Source organism: Chitinophaga tropicalis (genome assembly GCF_009758205.1).
Classification (GTDB): Bacteria; Bacteroidota; Bacteroidia; order Chitinophagales; family Chitinophagaceae; genus Chitinophaga; species Chitinophaga tropicalis.
Genome location: NZ_WRXN01000003.1, coordinates 296,157 through 320,422, shown reverse-complemented (window position 1 = coordinate 320,422; position 24,266 = coordinate 296,157). Strand labels below are relative to the sequence as shown.

The 24,266-nt window shown below is 43.4% G+C and carries 27 protein-coding genes; 15 read left to right on the top strand and 12 right to left on the bottom strand.

Annotated elements, in window-relative coordinates; genetic code table 11:
• Nucleotides 1-7: 7 nt before the first annotated feature.
• Together GO493_RS09295 and GO493_RS09290 are read right to left on the bottom strand one after the other, a co-directional pair.
• Nucleotides 8-619, bottom strand: coding sequence for a porin family protein (locus tag GO493_RS09295; protein ID WP_157305871.1), 612 nt, complete (start codon nt 617-619; stop codon nt 8-10).
• A 251-nt stretch (nt 620-870) separates the two neighbouring features.
• Nucleotides 871-1,668: an SDR family oxidoreductase gene (locus GO493_RS09290; protein WP_157305870.1), complete on the bottom strand. Its 798-nt coding sequence runs from the start codon at nt 1,666-1,668 to the stop codon at nt 871-873.
• A gap of 163 nt (nt 1,669-1,831) precedes the next feature.
• On the opposite strand from GO493_RS09290, the gene GO493_RS09285 reads away from it, so the two are divergent.
• Entirely contained in the window at nt 1,832-2,203 is a 372-nt protein-coding gene (locus tag GO493_RS09285; protein WP_157305869.1) for a winged helix-turn-helix transcriptional regulator, read from the top strand.
• Nucleotides 2,204-2,270: 67 nt separating this feature from the next.
• On the opposite strand, the gene GO493_RS09280 is transcribed toward GO493_RS09285, so the two are convergent.
• Nucleotides 2,271-3,005, bottom strand: a complete 735-nt coding sequence (locus GO493_RS09280; RefSeq protein ID WP_157305868.1) for a peptidase associated/transthyretin-like domain-containing protein — start codon at nt 3,003-3,005, stop codon at nt 2,271-2,273.
• 813 nt (nt 3,006-3,818) lie between these two features.
• Here GO493_RS09280 and GO493_RS09275 point away from each other — a divergent pair.
• From GO493_RS09275 to GO493_RS09260, 4 genes are all read left to right on the top strand, one after another.
• The gene (locus GO493_RS09275; protein WP_157305867.1) at nt 3,819-4,253 is read left to right on the top strand and encodes an RrF2 family transcriptional regulator; all 435 of its coding nucleotides are present in this window, start codon (nt 3,819-3,821) and stop codon (nt 4,251-4,253) included.
• A gap of 76 nt (nt 4,254-4,329) precedes the next feature.
• Nucleotides 4,330-5,781: a copper-containing nitrite reductase gene (gene nirK, locus GO493_RS09270; protein WP_157305866.1), complete on the top strand. Its 1,452-nt coding sequence runs from the start codon at nt 4,330-4,332 to the stop codon at nt 5,779-5,781.
• A gap of 6 nt (nt 5,782-5,787) precedes the next feature.
• Nucleotides 5,788-6,606: a formylglycine-generating enzyme family protein gene (locus GO493_RS09265; protein ID WP_198315659.1), complete on the top strand. Its 819-nt coding sequence runs from the start codon at nt 5,788-5,790 to the stop codon at nt 6,604-6,606.
• Nucleotide 6,607: 1 nt separating this feature from the next.
• A complete protein-coding gene (locus GO493_RS09260) occupies nt 6,608-7,183 on the top strand; it encodes an SCO family protein (RefSeq protein WP_157305865.1) in 576 nt (191 codons plus the stop codon).
• Between the two features lie 77 nt (nt 7,184-7,260).
• Here GO493_RS09260 and GO493_RS09255 read toward each other — a convergent pair whose 3' ends face one another.
• Nucleotides 7,261-8,223, bottom strand: a complete 963-nt coding sequence (locus tag GO493_RS09255) for a hypothetical protein (protein WP_157305864.1) — start codon at nt 8,221-8,223, stop codon at nt 7,261-7,263.
• Nucleotides 8,224-8,517: 294 nt separating this feature from the next.
• On the opposite strand from GO493_RS09255, the gene GO493_RS09250 reads away from it, so the two are divergent.
• Together GO493_RS09250 and GO493_RS09245 are read left to right on the top strand one after the other, a co-directional pair.
• Entirely contained in the window at nt 8,518-9,354 is an 837-nt protein-coding gene (locus GO493_RS09250) for a hypothetical protein (RefSeq protein ID WP_157305863.1), read from the top strand.
• A gap of 378 nt (nt 9,355-9,732) precedes the next feature.
• Nucleotides 9,733-10,314, top strand: coding sequence for an ATP-binding cassette domain-containing protein (locus tag GO493_RS09245; protein WP_157305862.1), 582 nt, complete (start codon nt 9,733-9,735; stop codon nt 10,312-10,314).
• Between the two features lie 10 nt (nt 10,315-10,324).
• On the opposite strand, the gene GO493_RS09240 is transcribed toward GO493_RS09245, so the two are convergent.
• Nucleotides 10,325-11,116: a carbon-nitrogen hydrolase family protein gene (locus GO493_RS09240; RefSeq protein WP_157305861.1), complete on the bottom strand. Its 792-nt coding sequence runs from the start codon at nt 11,114-11,116 to the stop codon at nt 10,325-10,327.
• Nucleotides 11,117-11,411: 295 nt separating this feature from the next.
• On the opposite strand from GO493_RS09240, the gene GO493_RS09235 reads away from it, so the two are divergent.
• The 3 genes from GO493_RS09235 to GO493_RS09225 are packed head-to-tail and all read left to right on the top strand — an operon-like array spanning nt 11,412 to nt 12,983.
• A complete protein-coding gene (locus GO493_RS09235) occupies nt 11,412-11,903 on the top strand; it encodes a class I SAM-dependent methyltransferase (protein ID WP_157305860.1) in 492 nt (163 codons plus the stop codon).
• A gap of 17 nt (nt 11,904-11,920) precedes the next feature.
• A complete protein-coding gene (locus GO493_RS09230; RefSeq protein WP_157305859.1) occupies nt 11,921-12,181 on the top strand; it encodes a hypothetical protein in 261 nt (86 codons plus the stop codon).
• A gap of 49 nt (nt 12,182-12,230) precedes the next feature.
• A complete protein-coding gene (locus GO493_RS09225) occupies nt 12,231-12,983 on the top strand; it encodes a YoaK family protein (protein ID WP_157305858.1) in 753 nt (250 codons plus the stop codon).
• Nucleotides 12,984-12,991: 8 nt separating this feature from the next.
• Here GO493_RS09225 and GO493_RS09220 read toward each other — a convergent pair whose 3' ends face one another.
• Nucleotides 12,992-13,699 carry a Crp/Fnr family transcriptional regulator gene (locus tag GO493_RS09220; protein ID WP_157305857.1) on the bottom strand — a complete coding sequence of 236 codons (708 nt, stop codon included), beginning with the start codon at nt 13,697-13,699 and terminating at the stop codon, nt 12,992-12,994.
• A 194-nt stretch (nt 13,700-13,893) separates the two neighbouring features.
• A complete protein-coding gene (locus GO493_RS09215; protein ID WP_157305856.1) occupies nt 13,894-14,307 on the bottom strand; it encodes a glycine cleavage system protein H in 414 nt (137 codons plus the stop codon).
• A 94-nt stretch (nt 14,308-14,401) separates the two neighbouring features.
• On the opposite strand from GO493_RS09215, the gene GO493_RS09210 reads away from it, so the two are divergent.
• On the top strand, nt 14,402-15,115 hold the full coding sequence (locus tag GO493_RS09210) for a Crp/Fnr family transcriptional regulator (RefSeq protein ID WP_157305855.1): 714 nt from the start codon (nt 14,402-14,404) through the stop codon (nt 15,113-15,115).
• A gap of 28 nt (nt 15,116-15,143) precedes the next feature.
• Here the strand turns inward: GO493_RS09210 and GO493_RS09205 are convergent, their stop codons facing one another.
• Nucleotides 15,144-15,542, bottom strand: a complete 399-nt coding sequence (locus GO493_RS09205) for a DoxX family protein (RefSeq protein WP_157305854.1) — start codon at nt 15,540-15,542, stop codon at nt 15,144-15,146.
• Nucleotides 15,543-15,707: 165 nt separating this feature from the next.
• Here GO493_RS09205 and GO493_RS09200 point away from each other — a divergent pair, with 165 nt between their 5' ends.
• Nucleotides 15,708-16,112, top strand: coding sequence for a winged helix-turn-helix transcriptional regulator (locus GO493_RS09200; protein WP_157305853.1), 405 nt, complete (start codon nt 15,708-15,710; stop codon nt 16,110-16,112).
• Between the two features lie 16 nt (nt 16,113-16,128).
• On the opposite strand, the gene GO493_RS09195 is transcribed toward GO493_RS09200, so the two are convergent.
• Entirely contained in the window at nt 16,129-17,181 is a 1,053-nt protein-coding gene (locus tag GO493_RS09195) for a hypothetical protein (protein ID WP_157305852.1), read from the bottom strand.
• A 99-nt stretch (nt 17,182-17,280) separates the two neighbouring features.
• Here GO493_RS09195 and GO493_RS09190 point away from each other — a divergent pair, with 99 nt between their 5' ends.
• Nucleotides 17,281-17,964, top strand: a complete 684-nt coding sequence (locus GO493_RS09190; protein WP_157305851.1) for a GNAT family N-acetyltransferase — start codon at nt 17,281-17,283, stop codon at nt 17,962-17,964.
• A 57-nt stretch (nt 17,965-18,021) separates the two neighbouring features.
• Here GO493_RS09190 and bla read toward each other — a convergent pair whose 3' ends face one another.
• Both bla and GO493_RS09180 read right to left on the bottom strand, forming a co-directional pair.
• Nucleotides 18,022-18,891, bottom strand: coding sequence for a subclass B3 metallo-beta-lactamase (bla, locus tag GO493_RS09185; RefSeq protein WP_157305850.1), 870 nt, complete (start codon nt 18,889-18,891; stop codon nt 18,022-18,024).
• Between the two features lie 323 nt (nt 18,892-19,214).
• Nucleotides 19,215-20,630: an aminotransferase-like domain-containing protein gene (locus GO493_RS09180; protein WP_157305849.1), complete on the bottom strand. Its 1,416-nt coding sequence runs from the start codon at nt 20,628-20,630 to the stop codon at nt 19,215-19,217.
• Between the two features lie 93 nt (nt 20,631-20,723).
• On the opposite strand from GO493_RS09180, the gene GO493_RS09175 reads away from it, so the two are divergent.
• Together GO493_RS09175 and GO493_RS09170 are read left to right on the top strand one after the other, a co-directional pair.
• The gene (locus GO493_RS09175) at nt 20,724-21,164 is read left to right on the top strand and encodes a GNAT family N-acetyltransferase (RefSeq protein WP_157305848.1); all 441 of its coding nucleotides are present in this window, start codon (nt 20,724-20,726) and stop codon (nt 21,162-21,164) included.
• 14 nt (nt 21,165-21,178) lie between these two features.
• Complete coding sequence (locus GO493_RS09170; protein ID WP_157305847.1) at nt 21,179-21,790, top strand: FMN-binding negative transcriptional regulator; 612 nt, start codon at nt 21,179-21,181, stop codon at nt 21,788-21,790.
• A gap of 5 nt (nt 21,791-21,795) precedes the next feature.
• Here the strand turns inward: GO493_RS09170 and GO493_RS09165 are convergent, their stop codons facing one another.
• Nucleotides 21,796-24,261 carry an outer membrane beta-barrel family protein gene (locus GO493_RS09165; RefSeq protein ID WP_157305846.1) on the bottom strand — a complete coding sequence of 822 codons (2,466 nt, stop codon included), beginning with the start codon at nt 24,259-24,261 and terminating at the stop codon, nt 21,796-21,798.
• Nucleotides 24,262-24,266: the final 5 nt, after the last annotated feature.

The window sequence follows — 24,266 nt, the reverse complement described above, 5'->3', positions numbered from 1 at the left end:
AATAAAGTCAGAATTTATAGCCAACAGAAACACCAAATGAAGTATTCCTTATCTTGAAGTCCTTTTTATCAGCAATATTCACCAGGCCAAGGTCAGAATGTATTCCCACATAAAGATTGCTCTTCAGCTCATACCCCGCAACAACACCAAGACCGGCATCCAGGCGCTTCAGTTTTCCATCTCCGGCTTCATCTTTAAACGCATTCAGCTTTCCTTTAACCTCGCCATCATCTATCTTATACTTTCCTTTCAGACCATAAGCAATATAAGGACCTGCGCCTAATACCAGGTGTCCGCTACCCAGCTGAGGTTTATACATGAAGTTAACCGGAACCTGCAAATAGGAAAGGGTAAGTTTGGTTTTGTCACTACCCTTTGCATTACTGCCTTTGCCGGCAAACAAAAGACCTGTACCAATATAAAATTCATTCACCAGGTGCAGATCTGCTGTAATACCTGCCCTTACACCAGCCAGCAGGTCTGCAGTCTCGCTGCTTTCTCCCTTCTCTTTCGTTGTAATAGATGATAAGTTAAGCCCGCCTACCACACCATATCTTACTTGTCCAAAAGAAATTCCTGCAACGAGCAACGCTGCAATCGATAATGCTACTTTTTTCATGATAGATTGTATAATGCAAAGTTTCCTACAGGCGTGAGGGATACCTTACGGTTTATAAGATTGTTGCCTTTAAAAGTACCGCCTGTCGTACCTTTTATCAGACCTACACTTAATAAACGCCCCTGTTAAAACAAACCCCTATACAGGAATAATTTTTTTCTTCGCAGATAAAAAGAGGGTGCCTCTTCGCTTTTGAAACACCCTCTCTATTTCTAATTACCCACAAAGGCTATCGATGCCGTTTTAGGTATTTAGTTAACCACCGGAAAATTTCCTCCGTCAATAACAAGATTCGCACCGGTGATATAAGAAGCAGCGGGCGAAACAAGGAAGTAGATCAGTTCAGCAGTTTCTTCCGGAGCGGCCATTCTTCCCAACGGTACGCCGCCAACTCTTTCGAAAAGCTTTTCAGTCATTTCCTCTACAGTAATATCTGCCTGTTTAGCATAATCCTCCAGAAACGTAGTCATAGCCTCGGTTTTAGTTAAACCAGGAGATACGGTTACTACTCTTATGCCTTTACCAGATACCTCTGCAGCCAATGCTTTGCTATAGGTGTTCAATGCTGATTTTGCGGCGCTGTAAGCCATGGTAGACTCCCAAAGGGGAAACTGACTACTGGTAGAGGATATATGAATGATCACACCGCTTTTCTGCTCCAGCATTTTTGGTAGTAAGGCCCTATCCAGGCGAACAGAAGAAAGTAGGTTGACCTGCAGGGCCTGGCTCCAATGTTCGTCAGTGAGCGTGCTAAATCCTCCACCTGGAAATGTGTTTGCTCCCATGTTATTGATCAGGATGTCTATGTGCCCGAATTGCTCATGAATGAAATTGGCTACTTTGCTCACTTCTTCAGCCCGTGATAGGTCAGCAGCAATGAAGGTATATGTAGCATCCTGTTTATCCGGCAGGTTTCGGGCCGTGACAATAACAGTTGCACCTGCCTGCTCCAATCTTTTAACAATAGCTTTACCAATTCCCTTTGTTCCCCCCGTTACCAGGGCAATTTTACCTTGTAATACCCCATTGGTTGTTTGTTTACTTTCCATGCCAGATGTTTTTTAATTGCGTGATGTTCGTTTACCGAAAAAATAGATTTACTTTAGTTTCATAAAGTAACTAAAACTGTTGCGTGTAATTATTCTCACACCACTAATTGGCAGTAACGTTTATGTAACTAAAAGTCAACTAGTGGTAACATTCATGTAACCAATGAAGAAATTCAAAGAACATACGTCCACCTGCCCGATCGTACATACGATGACCTATATTGGCGGGAAATGGAAACCCATTATCCTGGGACGACTGGTAAACGGGGCTGTTCGGTTTGGAAAGCTGGCGGTACAAATACCGGATATATCGCGTAAGATATTAACCGAACAACTGAAGGAGTTAGAGGAGGATGGATTGATTATCCGGCATAGTTATAATGAGAAGCCACCACGTGTTGAATATGAATTAAGCGGGATCGGTCAAACGGTTATCCCTGTTTTGATGGCTATGACAGAGTTGGGGGCGCAGATGCACGATGCTATAACCAAACATAAGCGCAGTGTTCCAGGTAAAGACCACTCAATTCATTGACTACCTGGCAATCAATAATAATAGTAAATACGGAAAATGAGAAGAAATAAATAATTAACTCAATACTTTAATGCTGATGTTCTCTCTTCCATTGTTCAGAAAAATACGCACCCCACTCCTTTATATACTTCTGGTACTCATACTCCGTTTCAAAATTCATCAGCTGCTCATAAGTAGGTCTGTACTCTATCATAAAAGTATCCAGCGCAGGTGGCTGTAATTTGGTGAGCCGGCCTACCAGCACCCTGTTAAAACGGTGAGTGACATATTTCTCCCGCTCCTGCTCTTCCAGCTGTTTTCTGAAATGTTCCATCCTTTTCATTTTGCGGATGTTGAAAAGAAGGTCAAGGTTAAAACCTACTGCAGGCCCTACATTACCCGAAGAAAAATACTCCCGCTCATAATCAAATACTTTTCTGTATTCATTCCTGTTCTCTATTGAATCCAGCCGGTAACTTTTTTCCTTTACATCTACCAGCGGCAGCACATGAACATCTACATGCAGACGCATGTCAAATTCATAACCCCGGCGTATCTCTCTTACTGGAAATTTCTGGGTGAACTTACCCTGATAGGAAAAACTGATAGAATCACTCAAAGGCAGCCATATGCTGTAATGCCCAAGAGAATCCGTTACAGCACCGGCTCCTGATGTGCTCCTCACACTCACTCCTGCCATTCCGAAACTACCCGTACGCTCATAAATAGTTCCCTGTATACGCACTTGAGCAGTAACAGCCAGGTGAAATAATACACAGGTTGCAAGCAGTAACAGTTTTTGTTGAAGGCCGGAAATTCTCATCTTGACCGAAACTAAGACAGGATGGAAAGATAAGCAAGAAAGGCTTAAATATTAACATTTTTTTGGGACTGTAATCTCTCAGGACTATCACTACTACAGACACAAAAGAAAAGAGACTTCCATAGCCGAAAGCCTCTTTGATATTTAATGGGTAAGTAAGTCTGTAATTGCGATACTAAATTAAGTATTTCAGTAAATATGTTGTATATGCAGGACCGTATTTATTTTCATAATTTTTAAAATTCACTGTTCTTCCCTATGCCATACATACGGTTTACGGAAACACCTGTAACATATATATCTTCTTAACGGCAATACACCCAGAAAATATTTGACGAAAAATCCTCTCGGAACTCTTTCTTCAAGTGGCGATTTGCAACGGGGGCAACGATGCGCCTTCCGGGACATCATGTTTTGTGGAAGAGCATCTTCCTGGTTCTGATTCATAGTTACGGTTAGTTATATGGTTCTGGAGCTATAACGAAATTCAGTAATGGTCTTCTAAATGGCTTAATTCTTCTGGAAAGCTGGTAATAGATCAAGCAAGTTGCACTGTTACACCAAAAATACTACTATCGCAGAATAATTCCGTAAACTGTATGTTATAATTAAGTAATTACTCCTACTTCATGACCAATCCGCCCTTTTTTCCTTTTCTAACGGATAACATTATCCAATTTCATCCCTCCCATACAAAACATAAAGCCTTTAACATTTCATTATCAATAAATTGAACAATTACACGAAATTAAACAGGATAAAATTATCCGATTTAAATTTTTAGTATGTACCTTTATTCCACAAACACATGAGATGTTATCAAAAGCCTGCGAATATGGAATAAAAGCAACCGTCTTTCTGGCACAGCAGTCAAAGAACGATCTGCTTTCCAATGTCAATGAAATTGCCGGCGCAGGCAACTCTCCCGTAGCCTTTACTGCCAAGATATTACAGCAACTGGCAAGATCTGGTATCGTAGCCTCCGTAAAAGGAGCACAGGGAGGATTCTACATTGAAAAGAACGTACTCAGAAAACTAAACCTCCTTCAGATAGTTACCGCCATCGACGGAGACGCTATTACAACAGAATGTGTACTCGGACTCTCACATTGCTCGGAAATCAATCCATGTCCCATGCACTCAAAATATAAGGTCATAAAAGCTGAGATCGTAAATATGCTGCACACCACCCTCGTATCCGAACTCGCTGACGACCTTGATCAGAAACTCACCTTTTTAAAGAACTGATTTTTTTTATACTAAAACAGGACTAATTAGTCCTATTTAAAATTATCCTTAGAACCACTGATGAAACTATGCAATCATGAAACAGACATGTATCCTGAAAAAAACTTTCCTCTTCGCATTCCTGGCAGCAGGATTTGCCTACAGCTGCCAGAACGCAGATAAAAAAACAGACACTCCTTCTGTTGAAATGAAAACCACCGGTAAAATAACGGCCGAATTAACATCTCCTCCCCTGGTACCTGAACCCGTCGGTGAAAGACCTCCCGCTAAACTGACCGTTAGTATGGAAATACTTGAAAAAGAAGGCGAGATGGCCGACGGAGTAAAATATATGTACTGGACCTTTGGCGGAACAGTACCTGGAAGCTTCATCCGCACAAGAGTAGGCGACGAAGTCGAATTTCATTTGAAGAACCACCCGGACAATAAACTACCACATAATATTGACCTGCACGCTGTAACCGGACCAGGCGGAGGCGCCGCATCCTCTTTCGTAGCACCCGGACATGAAGTTACCTTCTCCTTTAAAGTGCTCAATCCAGGTCTCTACGTTTATCACTGCGCCACCGCTCCCGTAGCCATGCACATAGCCAACGGCATGTACGGACTGATACTGGTAGAACCGGAAGGCGGTCTACCGGCTGTAGACAGGGAGTATTACGTCATGCAGGGCGACTTCTACACCAAAGGTAAGAACGGCGAACAGGGACTACAGGCCTTCGATATGCAGAAAGCGATCGACGAACACCCCGATTACATCGTATTCAACGGTAACATAGGCGCGCTGACCGGCAATAAAGCCATCACCGCAAACGTAGGAGAAACAGTACGCCTGTATATCGGTAACGGCGGACCAAACATGCTCTCCTCCTTCCATATCATAGGTGAGATCTTTGACAAAGTATATGTTGAAGGCGGCCAGCTCATTAACAGAAATGTACAGACAACGCTCATACCTGCAGGAGGAGCAGCTATAGTGGAATTTAAAGCGGAAGTGCCGGGCACATATACCCTGGTAGATCACTCCCTCACCCGGGCATTTAATAAAGGCGCCCTGGGACTCTTAACAGTAACGGGTGATGGTAACAAGACAATTTACTCCGGCAAACAGACAGAAGGTATCTATCAGCCGGAAGGCAGTACGGTACAGGTAATGCCAGGCTCCGGAAACGCCGCAGATGAAGGGCCAAAAGCTGCCAACCTCAGCGAAAGGGTCAAAATGGGTAAAACCGTTTATGCAAGGACATGCATCGCCTGCCACCAGGAAAACGGAAAAGGGATTCCCAACGCCTTCCCTCCCCTGGCAGGATCAGATTTCCTGAATGCGGACGTAAACCGGGCTATAGATATCATCCTTCATGGCAAAACCGGCAAAATAACAGTGAACGGCAAAGACTTTGACGGCGTTATGCCTGCACAGATACTGAGCGATGAAGAAATAGCCAACGTATTATCCTATGTATATGACAACTGGGGCAACAAAAAACAGGAAGTAACTCCTGCCATGGTATCTCAAAAAAGGAAATAGTAACGTATGAATGCCAGGGCAATTATAAGCATGCTGCTTCTCATTTCATTTACCTGCTGCACAGAACAGATTGAAATGGTACACGAAGCTCCCATTCCACCAGCTACTTCATTCACAGACACAGTCAGCATGGCAATGATCGGCAAAGGCAGTTATCAGCCCTTATACGGCAAGGCAAATGCTCCTGTTTTAGTAGATAGCTTCCTGATGGATATTTATCCCGTTACCAACAGCCGCTACCAGGATTTTGTAAAACATCATCCCGAATGGCAGCGCTCAAAAGTTAAACATGTCTATGCTGACAATGGCTACCTGGCAGACTGGACCACCGATACCACATTTAATGCCAGCAAAGACCCACAGGCTCCCGTTACCAACGTCTCATGGTTTGCCGCCAAAGCCTATTGCAGCTGCCTTGGCAAACAACTGCCCACGGTAGATCAATGGGAATATGCTGCCATGGCAGATCAACATACAGCAGATGCCAGGAAGAAAGAGTCCTACAACACATATATCCTCAGCTGGTACGGACAACCCGGAGCATATACCAAAGCTGTTGGCCAGACCATAAAGAACTACTGGGGCATATGGGACATGCATGGCCTGGTATGGGAATGGACCAAAGACTTTAATAGCATAATGATAACCGGCGAATCCCGGCGCGATGTCTCAAACGATAATAACATGTTCTGCGCAGCAGGAGCGCTCAGCGCAACTGACAGGATGAACTATGCCGCTTTTATGAGATATGCCTTCAGAGGCAGTTTAAAAGCAGATTACACCGTCAGGAACCAGGGGTTCCGCTGTGTAGCAAAAATAAAATGATATGAGAAGAGCTTATTTACCCATGATATTGTTAAGCCTGTTGCTGTCATGCCATCAGCAGGCCAGGAATACTGATATCCCTATACCTGATGAATCTGTCTTCAACCTTACTTCCAGCTGGCATACAGAAGAAGGCAAAGAAATAAAACTAAAAGACCTGAAAGGAAAAGTACTGGTAGTTGTCATGATCTATACCACCTGCAAAGTAGCCTGTCCCCGGCTGGTGGCAGATATGAAAGGCATTCATGACAAAGTGCCTGCTGCATTGCAGAATAAGGTACAATACGTACTCGTAAGTATTGACCCGGCACATGACACTCCTGACAAACTGAAATCCTTTGCTCAAAGCCGCGAAATGGATAGTGAAGAATGGACCTTCTTACAAGGTAGCACCGAATCTGTAAGGGAGTTTGCAAACGTGCTTGCTGTAAAGTATAAAGAGATCTCCCCGATGGATTTCTCACACTCCAATATTATCAGCGTTTTTGATCCGCAGGGCAACCTGCTGTATCAGCAGGAAGGATTAGGAATAGATAATGCCGGGACTGTGGCATCCATCACAGCTGCTGCTCAGTAGTAAAATAAAGAGGCTGCATCAAAGTAAAAGCAATGGGGCCTGAGGCCCCATTTTAAAAGCTTAAACTAAAAATACTTTTATAATTTATAGAACGTCATTATCTGGCTCACGCCCTGAAAAGCAGGCATCTTAATACTGGCATCTCCCACGTTATAAGTTCCGTTGGATTTTATATCATAACTTCCATAGCTGATCTTAACACCAATATTACCTTTGGAATAAACCCCCTCCTTCTTATCTCCAACAGGTTTAAATCCCTCCTTCTTCATCTCCTCCAGCAAGGGCTCATAATATTTTGAATTACGCATCGTATAGATAATGGTCTCCCCCGGTGCAAACTCCAGTGTCAGGTCTTCACTTCCATTCACCAGGAAGTAAGGATAATTATCTATCCTGATCCAACGGTAACTCACAGTGTTTGCATAACGTTGAAGGCTATCTGCTTTCATATCCAGCATCGCAGTAAGGTCTGACAATGAAAGGACCCTGTTCTTCATTCCTGTAAATCTTTCTATCACATCATCCCCTATCAGTATCTGCGTTGCAGAAGGATATTTGGTACAATGCAATACCTCTACTGGCATGTCCTTCTTGGCCGCATCAAACTGCTCGGATGTAATCCTGAACTTTTTCTCCACATCATTACCTTTAGGCGTAGTATATGCCACTGTAATATAACTGTTGCTTTCAGTACCTCCGCTGGTTGAACGGCCATTCTTAATAATGCCCTCTACCCTTTTCCCGTATTTCAGGATGATCTTGTCTTCCAGCCCGCTATAATGCACATTCAGCACAATAATAAAAACGATCACTGATGGAATACACACCAGGCCCAGCTTATGCTGCAATGTCTGAAGCTCCTTCACCTCGTCAAAGTCACGGTAATCTGCAACAAACTGGATAAGGAAAACAGCACAGAGAACACCCCCGAGAAATGCCATAAAACCCGATGCAGACATCAGGATATCTTCAGACAGCAGGCTGTAAAACAAAATGAATGTAAGGACAAGTAACAGTCCGTAAATGATTCTTCTTTTCATAGGTTATAGGCAGGTTAAGATACAAATATACATTTTCAATCATATCTCCATCCTTTCATGATAAGAAGTCATTAACATTTCCCCTCCGGCACCATAGCCATCTTCTTAGTTATCAGGCAGTAAAAGTTAATATCGTTAACAAGTCATTAACACTTTTCTGGGATTACCTGCCTACCTTTAAACAGACAATACAAGCAAAATAACCTGGAAATGTTCAACCCTGAAATGCCGGACATTCCATTGTAACAGATATAAGAGACTATTCGAGATCCTATAACCGTAAACTTTAGCATTATGAAGCATCTAAGCTGCTTAGGGCTCTTTATTGCTCTATGCCCCACAGCATTTTGTAACATTTACCCATCCTCCCTACCCTTAACTGAAGAAAGTAAAGTAACGCCATGGACAGATTATTACAACCTCAAAGGCAAACTTGTAAAACACGTAGAGGATGGACTGACAGACAGACATATTCTGCAGACCCGGAAATCCAGGCAAAGTGTAATAGATGACTATATCAGCAAAAAATATTACCTGGTCAACCCCGCTGAAGACCTTGTAATCGCCATTACCGAAGCCTACGAAAAGACCGAAGCTACCAATAGTGAACACTATTTCGCCATCGGAACAAAAGGTACCGTTTCCAGCGTTACCAGCGGCAGCTTTGGCGCAGTCACCACTTCCGCATCCAACCAGGCAAGAAGAGACCTGGTAGATAAAGGCGACCTCTACGCCCAGGACGCCCACTCACATAACAATGTATATGATGAAAATGGCGAGATCGTAAAATACGGTAAAGCACTCCCCTCCACTCCCGACGAAACACATGCGCCTGAAAGCGATATGACAGACCCCAGCCTGGATCAGCGGGTCAGGATCATCCTCGGATGGAGGGAAGGCGGAAGCATACCCTCATCTGTCAACACAGTAGGCAACAGCGAAATAAAAAGGAGCCGGTACAGATCTATAGGCTTTTACAATAAAAGCGGCAAAATAGCAACAATAGATGCTGACCAGCTGATGAAGGTCATCCGCAAATTACCCCCCATCAGGAAAAACCAGTTAGAGAACATTCAGCCTCAGTCAATTCCTTTTAACTTTTTTGCCAGCCACAAGCCAGTCATCCTTTAAAAATTCAGTTTAACCGGTCGGGGACCGGTTAAACTTCCCCCCTGAAAAGAACTAATACTCTCCCACTCCGGTTAAACAACCAATAGGCCTTTTCAACGCTCAAATTGTCCGTTTCACAGTGTTTAACTATGCCGGCTAGCACAGATAACGCATCTTTGCCCACGTAAGGGTGTTACTTTTTTACAAACAGTATAACAACAGTTGTAGGTTTAATTAAGCCGGGATATTTCTATCCCGGCAATCTTATTTACAGGGAAAAAGCTACCTTTGCACGGAATTTAAATAACCCATCATCAATGTGATAGATAATTTCTTTCAGGAAAATAAACAGCGCTGACATAGACAGCTGTAACTATTTACTTTCTAAAGAAGGAAATTATGCTTATTCTTCAAGGCGTTACATACGCCCATCCCAACAGGGACATACTGTTCTCCGATATAAATTTCATACTCAACAAACAGGATAAAGTAGCCATTAAAGGAAACAATGGCTCCGGCAAAACCACCCTGATAAAAATGCTCCTGGGCCAGCTCCGGCCAACATCAGGCACGCTCACCCGCGCTGATGTAAAAGCTATTTACATTGATCAGGATTACTCTCTCATCAGCAATCAGCTCAATGTATATGAACAGGCGCAACAGTTTAATTCAGGAGCTTTACAGGAACATGAAATAAAGACCCGCTTAAACCGCTTCCTGTTTACAAAGGAACATTGGGACAAACCCTGTGAAAATCTCAGCGGTGGCGAAAAAATGCGGTTAACACTTTGCTCTTTAACAATTGGTCATCAGGCGCCGGACATCATTATACTGGACGAACCTACCAACAACCTGGATATTCAGAATATTGACATCCTTACTGCAGCAGTAAATGAATATGAAGGCACACTACTGGTAGTATCTCATGATGAGGTCTTTCTCAAACAGATCCATGTGGAAGATATGATCTCTGTGGAATAAGCCACAGAGATCATATGTTATACAACTCATTTTTAAACCTCTTGGCCAGCAGGCCCGTAGCCTTGCTGAGATCAATATCAGCAACAAGCACACCTGCTTTTCCATAGCTCTCATGCGCAACACAACTGCCATCAGGAGCAATCACAGCGCTCGCTGAATCAGGGTATTCGGAAGCATAATTCACACTTGCAAAATAAATAGTATTTTCAAGCGCACGCATCATCATCGCCTTTTCATAATAGGGATTGTCTTTATGACCAAATTCCGTTGGCCTCACCCCTTCTGTATTACTGCCTCCAAAATGCGGATGAAATACAACATGCGCACCACGTTGTGCTGCCCATCTCACAGATTCCGGGTAACGGAATCCCTCATGACAGATGGTAATTCCGAATTTCATTCCATTTACTTCGAAAAGCGTACGCTCCTTTCCCGGCACCCAAAGATTATCTTCCGTCGGGTCAAGCTGGTTCTTCGTCTGGTACCCCAGTACATCCCCATTACTCCCAATAACATAAGCAACATTATATAATGTATCACCTGAATACCAGTCCATAGGAATAATTATAGCAATGCTATTCTCCGCCGCTATCTGCCTCACCCGCAGAAGCGCTTTCTCCAGGTATTCTGCAGAACGCTCCTCTTTCGGATATCCCATCCCCGGGTATCCCGGAATGAAGGACTCAGGAAAACATATTATTGCTGCTTTTTGCTCAGATGCCTTTCCGGCCAGCTGTTCAACTGAAACTAAACCATCAGCTATAGATGCCGGAAATGAAGGAGATGCCAGTGCTATTTTCATTGTACTGATATAAAATAAGGCGCAAAATTAACACGTTAAATTGAAATGATCATAAAGTCTTTCATCATGACATCAATAAAAGTGACTTTTTGCAGCTTTTTTATTGAAAAGTATCAATTAATAATCATGTTGCTACACCTAACTTTGCACCAAGGGCCCAAAACGCCCGGTGGAGGCTACTTTAACAGATATGGATAATATTACATCAAAGCCAACATGGTATACAAGTGATGCAGCATTTGATTGGCTATACCCTGAGAGGATACAAAGATTGTCTAAACAACACTGGACCCCTATGGAAGTGGCGAAAAAATCCGCCAGGTTTCTGGCCACCGGAACAAAAAAAAGGATCCTGGATATTGGCTGTGGCGTCGGTAAATTTTGCCTTATAGGAGGGCACTTTTTCCCCGAAGCTCAATTTTCCGGCGTAGAGCAAAGAAAAGAGCTGTTCCATTTTGCACAGGCAGCTAAAGAACGCACCAATACACAAAATGTAAACTTCATTAATAATAACTTTACAAAGATCGATTTTGACGACTTCGATCACTTCTATTTTTACAATGCCTTTTTCGAAAACCTTGCGGAAGAAGGACAGATTGATCAGGGTATAGAGTATTCTGTCAGCCTTTATAACTACTACTCACGCTACATGTACAAATGCCTGGAAAATAAGCCCGCTGGTACCAGGTTAGTAACATTTCACAGTCTTGAAGATGAAGTCCCTCCAAGTTATCAGTTAGTTGATGCAACGGTAGACTTCCTTTTAAAAATGTGGGTTAAAAGATAATATTCTAATCAGAAAAAATGAGCACAGAAAAATATTCGTCATCGGTGATCAGGAAACTGGAAGTAGCTGTCAATCATAACCAGGTGGAAAACATCCTTTCATCTGCCATTACAGATATCACCCTGGAAGGAGATGCCGGTATGATCAGATCTTTCCTCTCACAATTACAGGCACAGATAGAAGAACTGTCTCCTCTCGATTGGAACAGCACTCAATGGGGTTGCTTCCGCTATGCCTTAATATATCTGCGGAAACACGCTGTAACGCAACCCGCATAACCTGTTTTCCTTATTGTTTCTCTTCAGTAAATCTTCAATGGAGATATAAATGCTTCGTCATATCGGAAGAAAACGGAATTACAAACACAATCTGAGATTAGCAGTACTTTTATGCTTCACAGCAGGCATGGTCAATGCCGCCGGATTTTTCGCCTTTTCCGTACTGACAACCAATGTGACCGGCCACGCTGCATTGCTTGCCTATAAACTGGCAACAGGCAACCTGAGAGCCGCAAGGATGGTAAGTCTATGGTTGTTGCTTTTCCTGCTCGGAGCCTTTTTCCCGGGCTTCTTCGTAGAAAAGGAAGCAAAGAACCAAAAACGGGGATATACCATACCCATTATCCTGGAAATAATCATACTTGTCTTGGTCGGCAGTTTTGGGTATACATTTGATCACTCCATTATCAAAACCGAATACTTTGCAGGTAGCCTTCTCTTTGCTATGGGAATGCAAAATGCACTGGTATCAACTATTTCAGGCTCCGTTGTCAGAACTACTCACCTGACCGGCATGTTCACAGATCTGGGCATAGACCTCTGTACCCTGGTCTCCGCCTCACAAAAAAATACAGTTACCGTAAGAAAGAAAATTACCCTCCGCCTTGTGATCATATTCTTTTTTCTGACCGGTTGCATAGCAGGTGGCTATATATTCCTCCAGTGCAGATATTTTACTTTCTACCTTCCTGCAGCAGTATTGGTGTTTACACTGTTCTATGATATTTTCCGTATCAGGTTTTCCAAAATGATGCACCGCATAAAACTGGAAAAAACCACAACTGTAGCAGAAAACAGGTAGTTATTAAATTACTTGTGGTCCGCTATTTTGATCAACGCATTAACATCCTTAATAATAATCTTCCTGCCTCTCGTTTCCAGTATCCCGTCACCCTTAAACTCGGCTAATATTCTCACTATACTTTCCCTGGCAGTACCTACCAGGCTGGCCAGGTCCTCACGGCTGATGCTGATTTCAATTGGCATTCCTTCCACATAGTTCTCTTTGTATTTTTCCCGGATAATAACCAGTTGCAGAGCCAGCCTTTCTCTTACTGTCTTCTGCGCAAAAAAGGTCAGGTTATTTGCCAGCACAGCAAATTCATGGCTTAGGGTCTTCAGCAATCTGTAATTCAGTACCGGAGAATAATCCAGCGTTTTAAGAAAATCTTCTTTGGGAATAAAAACAATAACACTGTCTTCTATCGCTGCAGCAGAATCCGGGTACCTGTCATCAGACAAAATAGCATGATATCCTATAAGCTGCCCGGGGCCGGCCAGGTAGATGATCTGTTCCTTTCCTTCATTATCAACTTTATATTTCTTTATCTTTCCTTTAACGATATAGAAAATACCGGACGGAAAGGAGCCCTCCCTGAAAAGGATATCATTCTTTCTGAATACCAGCTCGCTCTTATGAGCTATAAGCAACTCATAAACATCTTCCGGCAGATCTGCAAGTATAGACTCGCTCTTGAAATCCCATTTATCTATCGGGAAGATATCTCTAATACTCATAATACCGGATTTATCGTAAAACTATGCTAAAATCCGGACTCGGACCGTTTCTGAAAAAAAAGGAGTGCAAATGCACCCCTTGCTTAATAATGGTCAATTCCAATATAGCAAGATCGTCCGCTTACTATATCTTCCTTGTCTAACTTTCAAATATGCGAGTACTAAAAAAATTTAAGATGGTTGGTTTCTGCTTGCTATGACAGCTTACTGGTCATTTCTGCCCGTATAACCCTCTGGTAACTTTCCGGCGAGAGAAGCGGCTCTTGGTTATAGAATTTCAAAGGGGTAACAAAAAATAACCATCCCTTATCCTGCGGACTTTCCAGTATCAGATTCAGATTCCCGGACAGCTTCTGGTTTTGTCCCAGGTATTTACAGCTTACAGGAGCCAGCAAGGGGATGATCTGGTCTGATGTATGGATCTCTGCAATAACAGTACCTTTGTCAACTATTCCCTTCGGATTATACCATTTTATAGTAGTAATACTCTCTATCCCTCTCAGTCTGTATGCAGAAATGCCAACAAATCCTACTGATCCGTTAAAATCGATCCACTCATGATTAGGGGTAAAACTGATCCTCGGACGGGAAACTGGCAATATTTTCATCTTACAAAGATAACTTTGAGGGTCCTTGATTAAACTGATACTTTTCAATTTTAAAATTGAAAAAAATCACAATTCTTAATAATTTGGTCCCATTATGAGTTTAGCAGGCCTGTTTCCGATTGATAAATGGAATTTTAAAACTCAGTCAATTTTAAATAACCTGCCGGAGAATGAATCTGCCGGCCTGCTTCCTTATATGCAGGAACAACGCTATGGCAAAGGGGAAATTATATTCCGGGAGGGAACAAGAGCTTCTGGCATTTACTTCATTAAAAAAGGAAAAGTAAAAAAGTATCAGGTTGATCAGGCGGGAAAAGAACAGATAATATATGTCGCCAATACAGGTGAACTGATCGGGTACCATGCAATCCTGGCGGAAGAGCCCTATCCCGATTCTGCCGCTACTTTAGAGGAGAGCTTTATTGCATTCATTCCCAAAGAGAACTTTCTGAATGTGCTGGAAAACTCTACAGAACTACCCCGCAGACTGCTTAAAACACTTAGTCATGAATTCACCGTATTAACCAATAGCATCTCTGTATTTGCACATCGCTCAGTCAGGGAAAGACTGGCCATTTCACTTATAGTCCTCCGGGAAAAGTTTAAAGCGGAAACACCGGAAGGAAAAGATATCTTCATCAACCTCTCCCGTAGTGACCTGGCTAATATCGTAGGGACCGGTCATGAGAATATAGTCAGGTTCTTAAGCGAATTTAAAGCCGCCGGTATCATTACAACACATGGAAGAAAGATCTGTGTAAAAGATATCAGGCAGCTGGTTAAAATTTCCGGGTACGGCAATGTATGATACCTTGCTGCCTGAATGCCCAGGCTCCTTATTTTAAATTTCCTTGTCTCCCATAAATAGGCGCCTTTGAGAACCTTCCCCATGCTATAAATACCCCCAGGGCGGCAAAAACGATATTCATACCTATCAGATGCGCTTCATTTCTCATAATATGAAAAACCGCTCCGGCCAGTATAATGGCAGTGCAGCCTATCGCTGCAACAGGCGTCAGCTGAGGTTTAATACGGAACAAAGCAGGCAGTAACAAGCCTAAGCCACCCAGAACATCAAAAGATCCTGTAAACCTTACCAGGAAAGGATGCTCTGCCGCCCACGGCAGTATTCCCAATTGCTCAATAGGCAGGAACAATTTCATCCCGCCAAATACAACCAAAGGAAGAGCTAATACAAACTGAGCTATCCACAATAAAACGTTCAATGTTTTCATGATAATATATTCCGATATTTTGTAGCCTCAAAAATAGTCCTCATCTCCTGCAGAAGATAAGTACTATATAAAAGGAAAGCGCTCACCTTTAGGTAAGTGGTAGCCCCTCAGAATATATATGTCACAACTAAAAACACCTATCTTTATCTCCGAAAATCATATAGTATGAAGATAATACCCAGTCAGATACCAATAATTACCGGCGACGGATGCCCTGCCCGTATAAGCGCCATAGCCGATGCCATATACGCTATTGGCGGTAAATGGAAACTACCCATCGTTCTTGCATTGGCCGGAGGGAATCAGCGTTTTAACGATCTGCACCGCCTGGTACAGGGCATCTCCCCCAAAGTTCTTTCTTCAGAACTCAAAGAACTGGAACTGAATGGCCTGATCGAAAGAAAAGTATCCATGGCTGGCACACAGATGATGGTCGATTACGAATTGACTGAATACTGCGTAACGCTTCATAAAGTATTGGATGCCTTAAGTGAATGGGGCATGATGCACAAAGAAAAGATCAAACAGGGCTTCAGGGAAAAAAGACAGGAGGCGGCAACCAATAACTAAACCCGCCCCCCTGATGCTATTTATGTTTCAAACACTCAATTTCCGCAGCCATCTTCTCAATTTGCTTTTGTTGCTCAATCAAATGAAGTGTCAGCTCTTCTACCTTCTGAAGCAGTATTTTATTCATTTCACCAACATCAATACCTTTCTCTTTTACTTCAGTTTCCGAAGGAACTCCAGGTAAATGCTTGTTCTCTCTGACATATTTATCCAGTTCTTTTAATGAAGGCAGCTTATATTCCGGGTTAAACACAAAGTCGGCCCAGGTATCCTGGGTAACTCTTACCCTACGTGCTCCTATAGCACCTTCAACCGTCAATTTATAGTTTCCGGTAGCTGTAGTTCCAATTCCTACATTCCCTCCTGGATCAATCCGCATTTGCTCTGTTCCATTATACGTTGAAAAAGTAATAAACCCTCCCAGGGTGCTGTTCCCCCTGTAAAAATTTATCGCACTGTTTAATACACTATAAAACCTATGCTCTATTGCAAACGATTTAGTAAATAACCCATCTGCAGAATAATTCTGCACACCCAGGTACGTCCCTGTACCCATTCCGCCGGACTCGCCATTACCTGCAGCTAATCTGCCAAAAACAGTAGAAGTAACATTGTCTCCCGCTCTTGCCACATCCAGGAAAGCACGGGGTTCATCAATACCTATGCCAACATATCCTTTTGAGGTTATCTGCATTTTTATGGAAGGAATAGCGTTTTCCGCGGTTGCAAAGTACAGGTTGCCACTGGCATTGGTAGTAGCATCCTGTATGGTTCTGGCGCTTATATATGCCACACCCTTATTCCCTGTTGAATTAGGCGTCATCCAGGATAACGTGCCGGCTGAGCCATAATTTGATGTAGCTCCTGTACTCAGGATCAGGTGAGCCTGGCTGTTTGCTACCGTGTTTGAATTATATATCTCCAGTCCCATATTGTCTCCTCCATAATAATAAAATTGAGGTGTTGTCGTTCCAAGTCCTACAGAACGGCCATAATCTTTCATATTAGTAGATTGCGCACAAACTGTCAGGGAACCTAACATAGGTAAAAGGGTCAAAGCTGCTCTCATAAGTTTTACTTTAGTCTATTATTCTGAAAAATAAAGAAATCTTTGAAATTCTCCGGCACTCTATATAAAGAATTATCTTCAGCTCCTAAACAAATTGAAATGCCAGCAAACAATCATAAACTGGACAATCCCGTTTGGTTTTCACTCTCGGAAACCCACCAGGATTTTGCCCTGAGCTATGACAACTTAAAATGCTACGACCCGGACTACTGCTTATTTGGAGGACATATATCAAACCTAAGTATCACCGACGCAATTACCCGGTATTCCGGCCTAACTGATAATTTTTTTATTATTGGCGATAAACCGGCATATCCTTCACACCTTACGCTAAAAAACGAATTAGTCTGCAACCAGATGGTTATCCAGGATAAAATTGACCTGGATATCGCGGAGAACATCATACAACTCACAACCCAACACTCACAGGAACTGTTCCAGCTGGTAACCCTGGTTCAACCAGGCTATTTCAAAAACAGAACAAGAGAACTGGGAAATTACTTCGGAATATTCAGAAATGATAAACTGGTTGCTGTTGCAGGTGAAAGAATGAAGATGAACGGCTACACAGAGGTAAGCGCAGTAGTAACACATCCCGCTCACACAGGAAAAGGATACGCCAGGCAATTAGTCGCTCATACAGTAAACAGTATCTTTGATCAGAATAAAATACCCTATCTCCATGTGGCAGAATCAAACACCCGCGCCATAGCCTTATATGAGCAACTGGGTTTCACCCTCCGCAGAAAGATCAGCTTCTGGCACTTTGTACAGGAAAAATAAATGGCCATAGTAATAGTTACCATAGCCATTCACTTTTAACAAAATAAGAATTTCTTATTACTTCCCTGCCGCATTCACTTTCCGGGAAAATTGCTCCTGCACATCTTCCAGGTCTTCATCATACCCTTTTCTATCCATAAACACAGCCGGATTATAAGCATCCCCCGGTTTATGCTTTTCATGAAGCCCAAACTGACTGGCATGCGAAGCTACCCAAAGGTCAAAACTGAGCTTTTTCATGGCATCTAACGTATACGCATAATCATCCGCTATTCCGGGATATGCGGGGATGTCGGAAAAGTTCCTGTCCGTAATAATAGTCGGTATATTTGCTATCAGCACTTTATAACTGCGTTTCTCATCCTTTACGTCAAACAGGAAGCTGCAGGAGCCTTTTGTATGACCAGGATGATGCAGCATAACGATCTGCACATCCCCAAGCTTGATCACATCCTTATCATGCAGGATACGGTCAATTCTCACAGGCTCAAACAGCATGTCCTTTCCTCCCATCTCATAGTCAGAACTACCACCATCTGTCACTACAGCAGAATCCCCCGCATCTACCATCATCCTGGCGCCCGTCATTTTCTTTATGGCAGCCATAGCTCCCATATGATCAAAGTGAGCCTGTGTAGTCAGAAGTATCTTAGTATCCTTAAGCCTGAAACCAAGCGCTTCAATATTGGCTTTGATCATAGGCCCCGACGTAGCAAGACCAGTGTTAATAAGGATATTTCCCTTACTGGTAGTAATAAGATAACTGGCAAGATCATATGTTCCCACATAGTACAGGTTCCCCGCAATACGGAACGGTTGATACGGCCGGGACCATTCAGGCTTATCTAATGTGGGTTCCTTCACCTGCTGGGCATAACCTGCCAGACAGACAAGAGAGAAGAGGGCAGTCAGAAAAGTATTTCTCATTTAAATAAAAATTGTAGCTGAGTAGTAGCAAAAAGTATGCGAATTACGGAAAAAAATTTGCAAATACGACAAACTACGAATACCTTCGTAGTAAACAAAGTCAATATCATGCCTACCTTCCTCAGCATCATCTTACTGATGCTTTCAGGCCTTTGCATGCCCCAAGCATGGCGACAATGCCTTCAGCGATCCCATGATCGCCTATTTCGAGATCCTTGATCAGACCCTGAATTATATAAAAAACCCTTAAACGGGCATAGTATAAAATCCACCTTCAAAGTAATAGATTTCACCATATACACACCACTGACAACAATAAAAACTTACTGCATTGATACCACCAACCGTCCCAGCTGTTTCAGCTTCTGCTCAACCTCCTCTGTCCACGGCAATCCAATAGAAAGCCGCATACAATTCTCAAACTGGTCCTGCAAAGTAAACATCCTTCCCGGGGCAATACTTATTTTCTGCTTAACAGCCCTGTCAAACAACTCCGAAGCATTCACCGACTTATTAAGCTCTACCCATAACGCAAGCCCGCCCTGCGGCCGGCTTGTCTTCGTCCCTTCCGGAAAATACTCCGCTATAGCCTGTATATAATGCTGATAATTGCTATGCAGGGTCTGCCGCAACTTCCGGAGATGACTTTCATACCGGCCGTTTTTGAGGAAATTAGCTACTGCCTCCTGCGTAATGGTAGAAGAAGATATCGTATGGACCAGCTTCAGCTTCAATATCTTCTCTTTATACTTACCTGGTACTACCCACCCCACCCGGTAGCCTGGCGCCAGGTTCTTCGACACAGAGCTGCACAATAACACAGTGCCATCTTCATCAAACGCCTTACAGCATTTTGGCCGTTGAGCGCCAAAGTAAAGATCGCCATATATATCATCTTCTATCAACGGAATACCACGCTCCGACAAAAGCCTTACCACTTCTTTCTTATGTTCATCAGGCATACAACTGCCCAGAGGCGTATTGAAATTTGGTACCAGCAAACAAAGATTGATCCTGGGAAGTACTTTCTTCAAGGCATCTATCTCAATTCCCGTAGTAGGATGCGTAGGCAGCTCAAGCACCTTTAACCCCAGACTCCCGGCCAGTTGCAGGATGCCCGGATAACAGGGGCTTTCCATAGCAATGGTGTCTCCCGGCTTACTCAAAGCCATCATACAAAAAGATAAAGCATTCATCCCGCCAGCTGTCGTCACCAGGTCATCCTCATGAAGACTTCCTCCCCAATACATCGAGCGGGCAGCAATCATCCTCCTCAGCTTTTCATTCCCCTGCAACGGTTCATATTCAGTACCACTATCCTTTAGCTCACGGGTAGCACGCATCATTTCCTTATTCAGCTTTACCAGGGGCAATAATTCACCTGAAGGCGCCCCGACCGAAAAAAGCGTAAAATCAGCCTTCCCCATATTGGCATAAACCTTTCGGATCAGCTCCTCCGGCTCCTCATTACTGCTGACCGGCAACGGCCTGCTTACTTCCGGCAACGGAAGCCTCTGATAAGATAACCGGCTCACAAAATACCCCGACTGTGGCCTGGATTCTATGAGCGACTGCGCCTCCAGCTCCAGGAATACCCTCTTCGCAGTATTCATGCTGATACCATGCTCCTGGCATAATAGCCTGACAGAAGGCAAACGGTCCCCCGGCTTTAAAACCTCACTTCTGATCAGCTTCGCTATATTATTAGACAACTCGGCATATAGAAAATCATCTTTCATACAATAAAGGTAACTGTGTCCATAAAAATAACAAAAACTGAGACTGTATCCATACATCCCTTCTTTCTACTTTTGCAGAAACAATAAACAACTATGTCTGAAGTAATTATTAAGACCGGCAAAGAGAACATGGATATTAAGGTGATACACCGCTTCCTGGCAGAAGATTCCTATTGGGCGAAAGGTATCCCCTACGCGATGGTAAACCATTCCCTGGACCATTCATTCTGCACCGGCGCCTTTATAAACGGCGAACAGGTTGCCTTCGGAAGAGTGATCACCGACTATTATACCTTCGCATGGTTTGCCGATTTCTTTGTATTACCAGCTTACCGCAAACAAGGCATTTCCAAACAAATACTATCTTACATACTGGAACAACCCTGGTCTAAACGCCTGAGAAGAAAAATGCTCAACACCAGTGATGCCCACGGTTTATATCGCCGGTTTGAGTTTAAAGAACCTGCAAACCCTTCCGGCCTCCTGGAAGTATATAATCCCGGTATTCATTTACAGTATAAAGAATCACTCTGATAAAACAACATTTCATGTACATACCTAATGCCTTCAGATTCGAAGATATCGCAGAAAAGATCGCCTTCATGAAGCGGTACAGCTTTGCTACTATCATCACCTGCAAAGACCAACTTCCATTAGCAACCCAACTGCCATTCATTGTAGATGACAGTGAGGGAAGCTTAAAATTAACCGCTCACTTCTCTGCCGTCAACGAACAGGCAAAATATATCGAAGCAAACACCTCTCTCATCATATTCACCGAGCCGCACGCTTACATATCTCCCAAACACTATGACAAACGGGAAAGCGTCCCCACCTGGGATTATATTGCCATACACGCCTACGGAAAAGCCAGGATCATCGAAGATGAAGCTTCCAAACAAAAGATGCTGGAACAGATGATCAATTTCTATGAAAAGGATTACATGGAACAATGGCAGGGCCTTTCCGATAAGTACAAAAAAGGCATGATGCAGGGCATCATCGCTTTTGAACTGGAAGTAACAGACCTGCAGGGCCAGCAGAAGCTAAGCCAGAACAAAACAAGGGAAGAACGCGAAAGGATCGTTCAACACCTGGAGAATAGCACTGATAACATGGAAAAAGAGCTCGCCCCTTTCATCCGGAAGTTACAGGAATAGCATTACTATCTGCCTCCCTCCAAACGGCTTTCTTCTGACTGTATACCGCTCTTATAGCTACGCGCCTTCCAGGTTTTACCTATCTTGTAAGTGAAGGTGACATTTATCAACCTGGTATCAAACCTATTTGAAAAATAGACCTCTGCATGCCGGATATAAAGGTCCCTTCTTACATTCCAGCTATAGAATATATCGCGGACAGCCAGGTTAATGGTAGCTTTATCTTTCAGCAGCTTCTTTTGTACAGCCATGTGCATCTGCCATACTGGCTTCAATATAGCCTGTCCCAGTATCATGCCTGAACGGTACAAACCGCTTATTTCACCTCCCCAGCCTTTACCGAACTGTAGCTGATTGTTACCTGAAAGCCTGAATGTAGTATAGGAATTATCCAGGTATTCATCTGTAAATATCTGCCCCTGGTAACGGGTGCTTGTCAGTTCACTGTACAGGTTAACTGTCCACCAGTCTGCAACAGGAAGGGATGTACTGATATTAACGCCTATGCCGGTTATCCGGTCAATATTCATGGAATTGGCAATAAAGGATGTATTTTCCTGCCGGTATACCTGCGTAATTCCTCCTGATGTACGGGAATAGCTGATACCGGTAGAAAAGGCATTCCCATGGTTGTACGCAAGCTCCAGGTTAGTGGCATACCCTGGCCGCAATACGGCATTCCCCGTTACAGACGTATACCTGTCATAGAAAAAAACGGAAGGATTAAGGTCCTGGTAGTTGGGCCTGGTGATCCTTCTGCCGGCCGAAAAAACAAGTGTCCTTCCTGTAGTACTATCCAGGTCATATGACAGGTAAATAGTAGGAAAAAGGTTGGTATAATCCATTCTGAATGACGAATCCGGCCGCTGATAAATGTCATACTGCCTGGCTTTGGCCTGCGTATTCTCCATTCGCAGCCCCGCCTGTAACGCAAGCCTGTTCACCCGCTTCTGGAAACTTACATACAGGGAATTTATATTTTCATCATACCTGAACCTGTTGTTCAGCTGCAATAAAGGATACAGTTCATTATCCAGCTCCTGCTCATAATTACCGCTGCTGTTCCGGCGCGAGTAGAGCACCTGCACACCGGCACTCATCTTAATCCCACCCGGCACAGGCATCACAATATCCGCCTTCCCGCTATAGATCTTCGCTTTGAAAGGATTGTCACTCCATAACGCAAAACGGCTGCTCAGGGTACTGTCCTGCACATAAGTGTCATTCACAGAGTATTGACCGGAAGTTGTATGATAATCCAGGTAATCCAATCCAATGTTCCACTCACGCTCTCCGTTTTCCTGCTGATGATGCAACACAATACTCAACGCATTGTTCCTGGTCTGCTCCTTCAGCCTGCTGGCCACATACATGACAGAATCCGGGCTGCTGCCGGGTAAACCGAAGGTATTAACATACCTCCCTCTTTCTTTATAAGGACTGCTAAACCCATTCAATACCAGGCCAATACTCGTTTTTTTATCAATATCATAGTCCACACCAAACTTATAGTTCGTAGTATTCTTATTACTTTTCTCAAAGTAAGATTGCTGCAACAGGTAATCAGGTGCTGCATTGGTATGACTATACAACCGCCTCCTGTCAGAATCAAAAAAATTATTCAGTAGTGTATAACCCACACTGCCATAAACATTCAGACGATTATTCCTGTAATTGACACTAACAGCATTATTCGATCTCAGGTAAACACCCTGACCATAGTTCAGCGAAATATTGCCATTAATTCCCTTTGTCTTTATCTTCCGTGTCCTGATATTAATAATACCTCCATTCCCATCAGCATTGTAACGCGCCGGCGGATTAGACATGATCTCCACCTTCTCTATCATATCTGCCGGTAATGACTTCAGATAACCTGCCAGCTCCTTGCCCGTCATAAATGTTTGCCTGCCATCAATGAATACAGTAACACCGGATTTACCTTTCAGGCTGATTCCCCCCTCTTCATTAATGGTAACAGCGGGCGCATTATTCAGTACATCCATCACATTCCCCCCTCTGGCAGAGATCAGCGCATCTACATTGATCACCGTCTTATCTATCTGCTGCTCCGCAAATACCTTCTTATCCCTGATCTCCACCTCTTTCAGCATCCGGTCTTCATTCATCGTAACCATAATAACCGGCAGATCTTTGGGAACACCACCCCTGATCACAACAGGCGCTTCACTCATATACTTCCTGACACCCAGGTAAGTAACGATCAGCATGTACTGCCCATCAGGCAAATTATCAAATAAAAAACGGCCATTTTCATTGCTGATAGCAGTATGATAGAGGGAGTCACTAACCCTCTTCAGCAGCACACTGGCGCCCTCCATTTTTTTCCCATTGTCCTTTATCTCAATAGTTCCGGTGATCCGGCCTTTGACGGGCGACTGCCCACGTGCGGCTGCAATCAGTAACAAACAGCAGAGTAACACTCCCGTACAGAGTTTTTTTATCCTCATTAAAT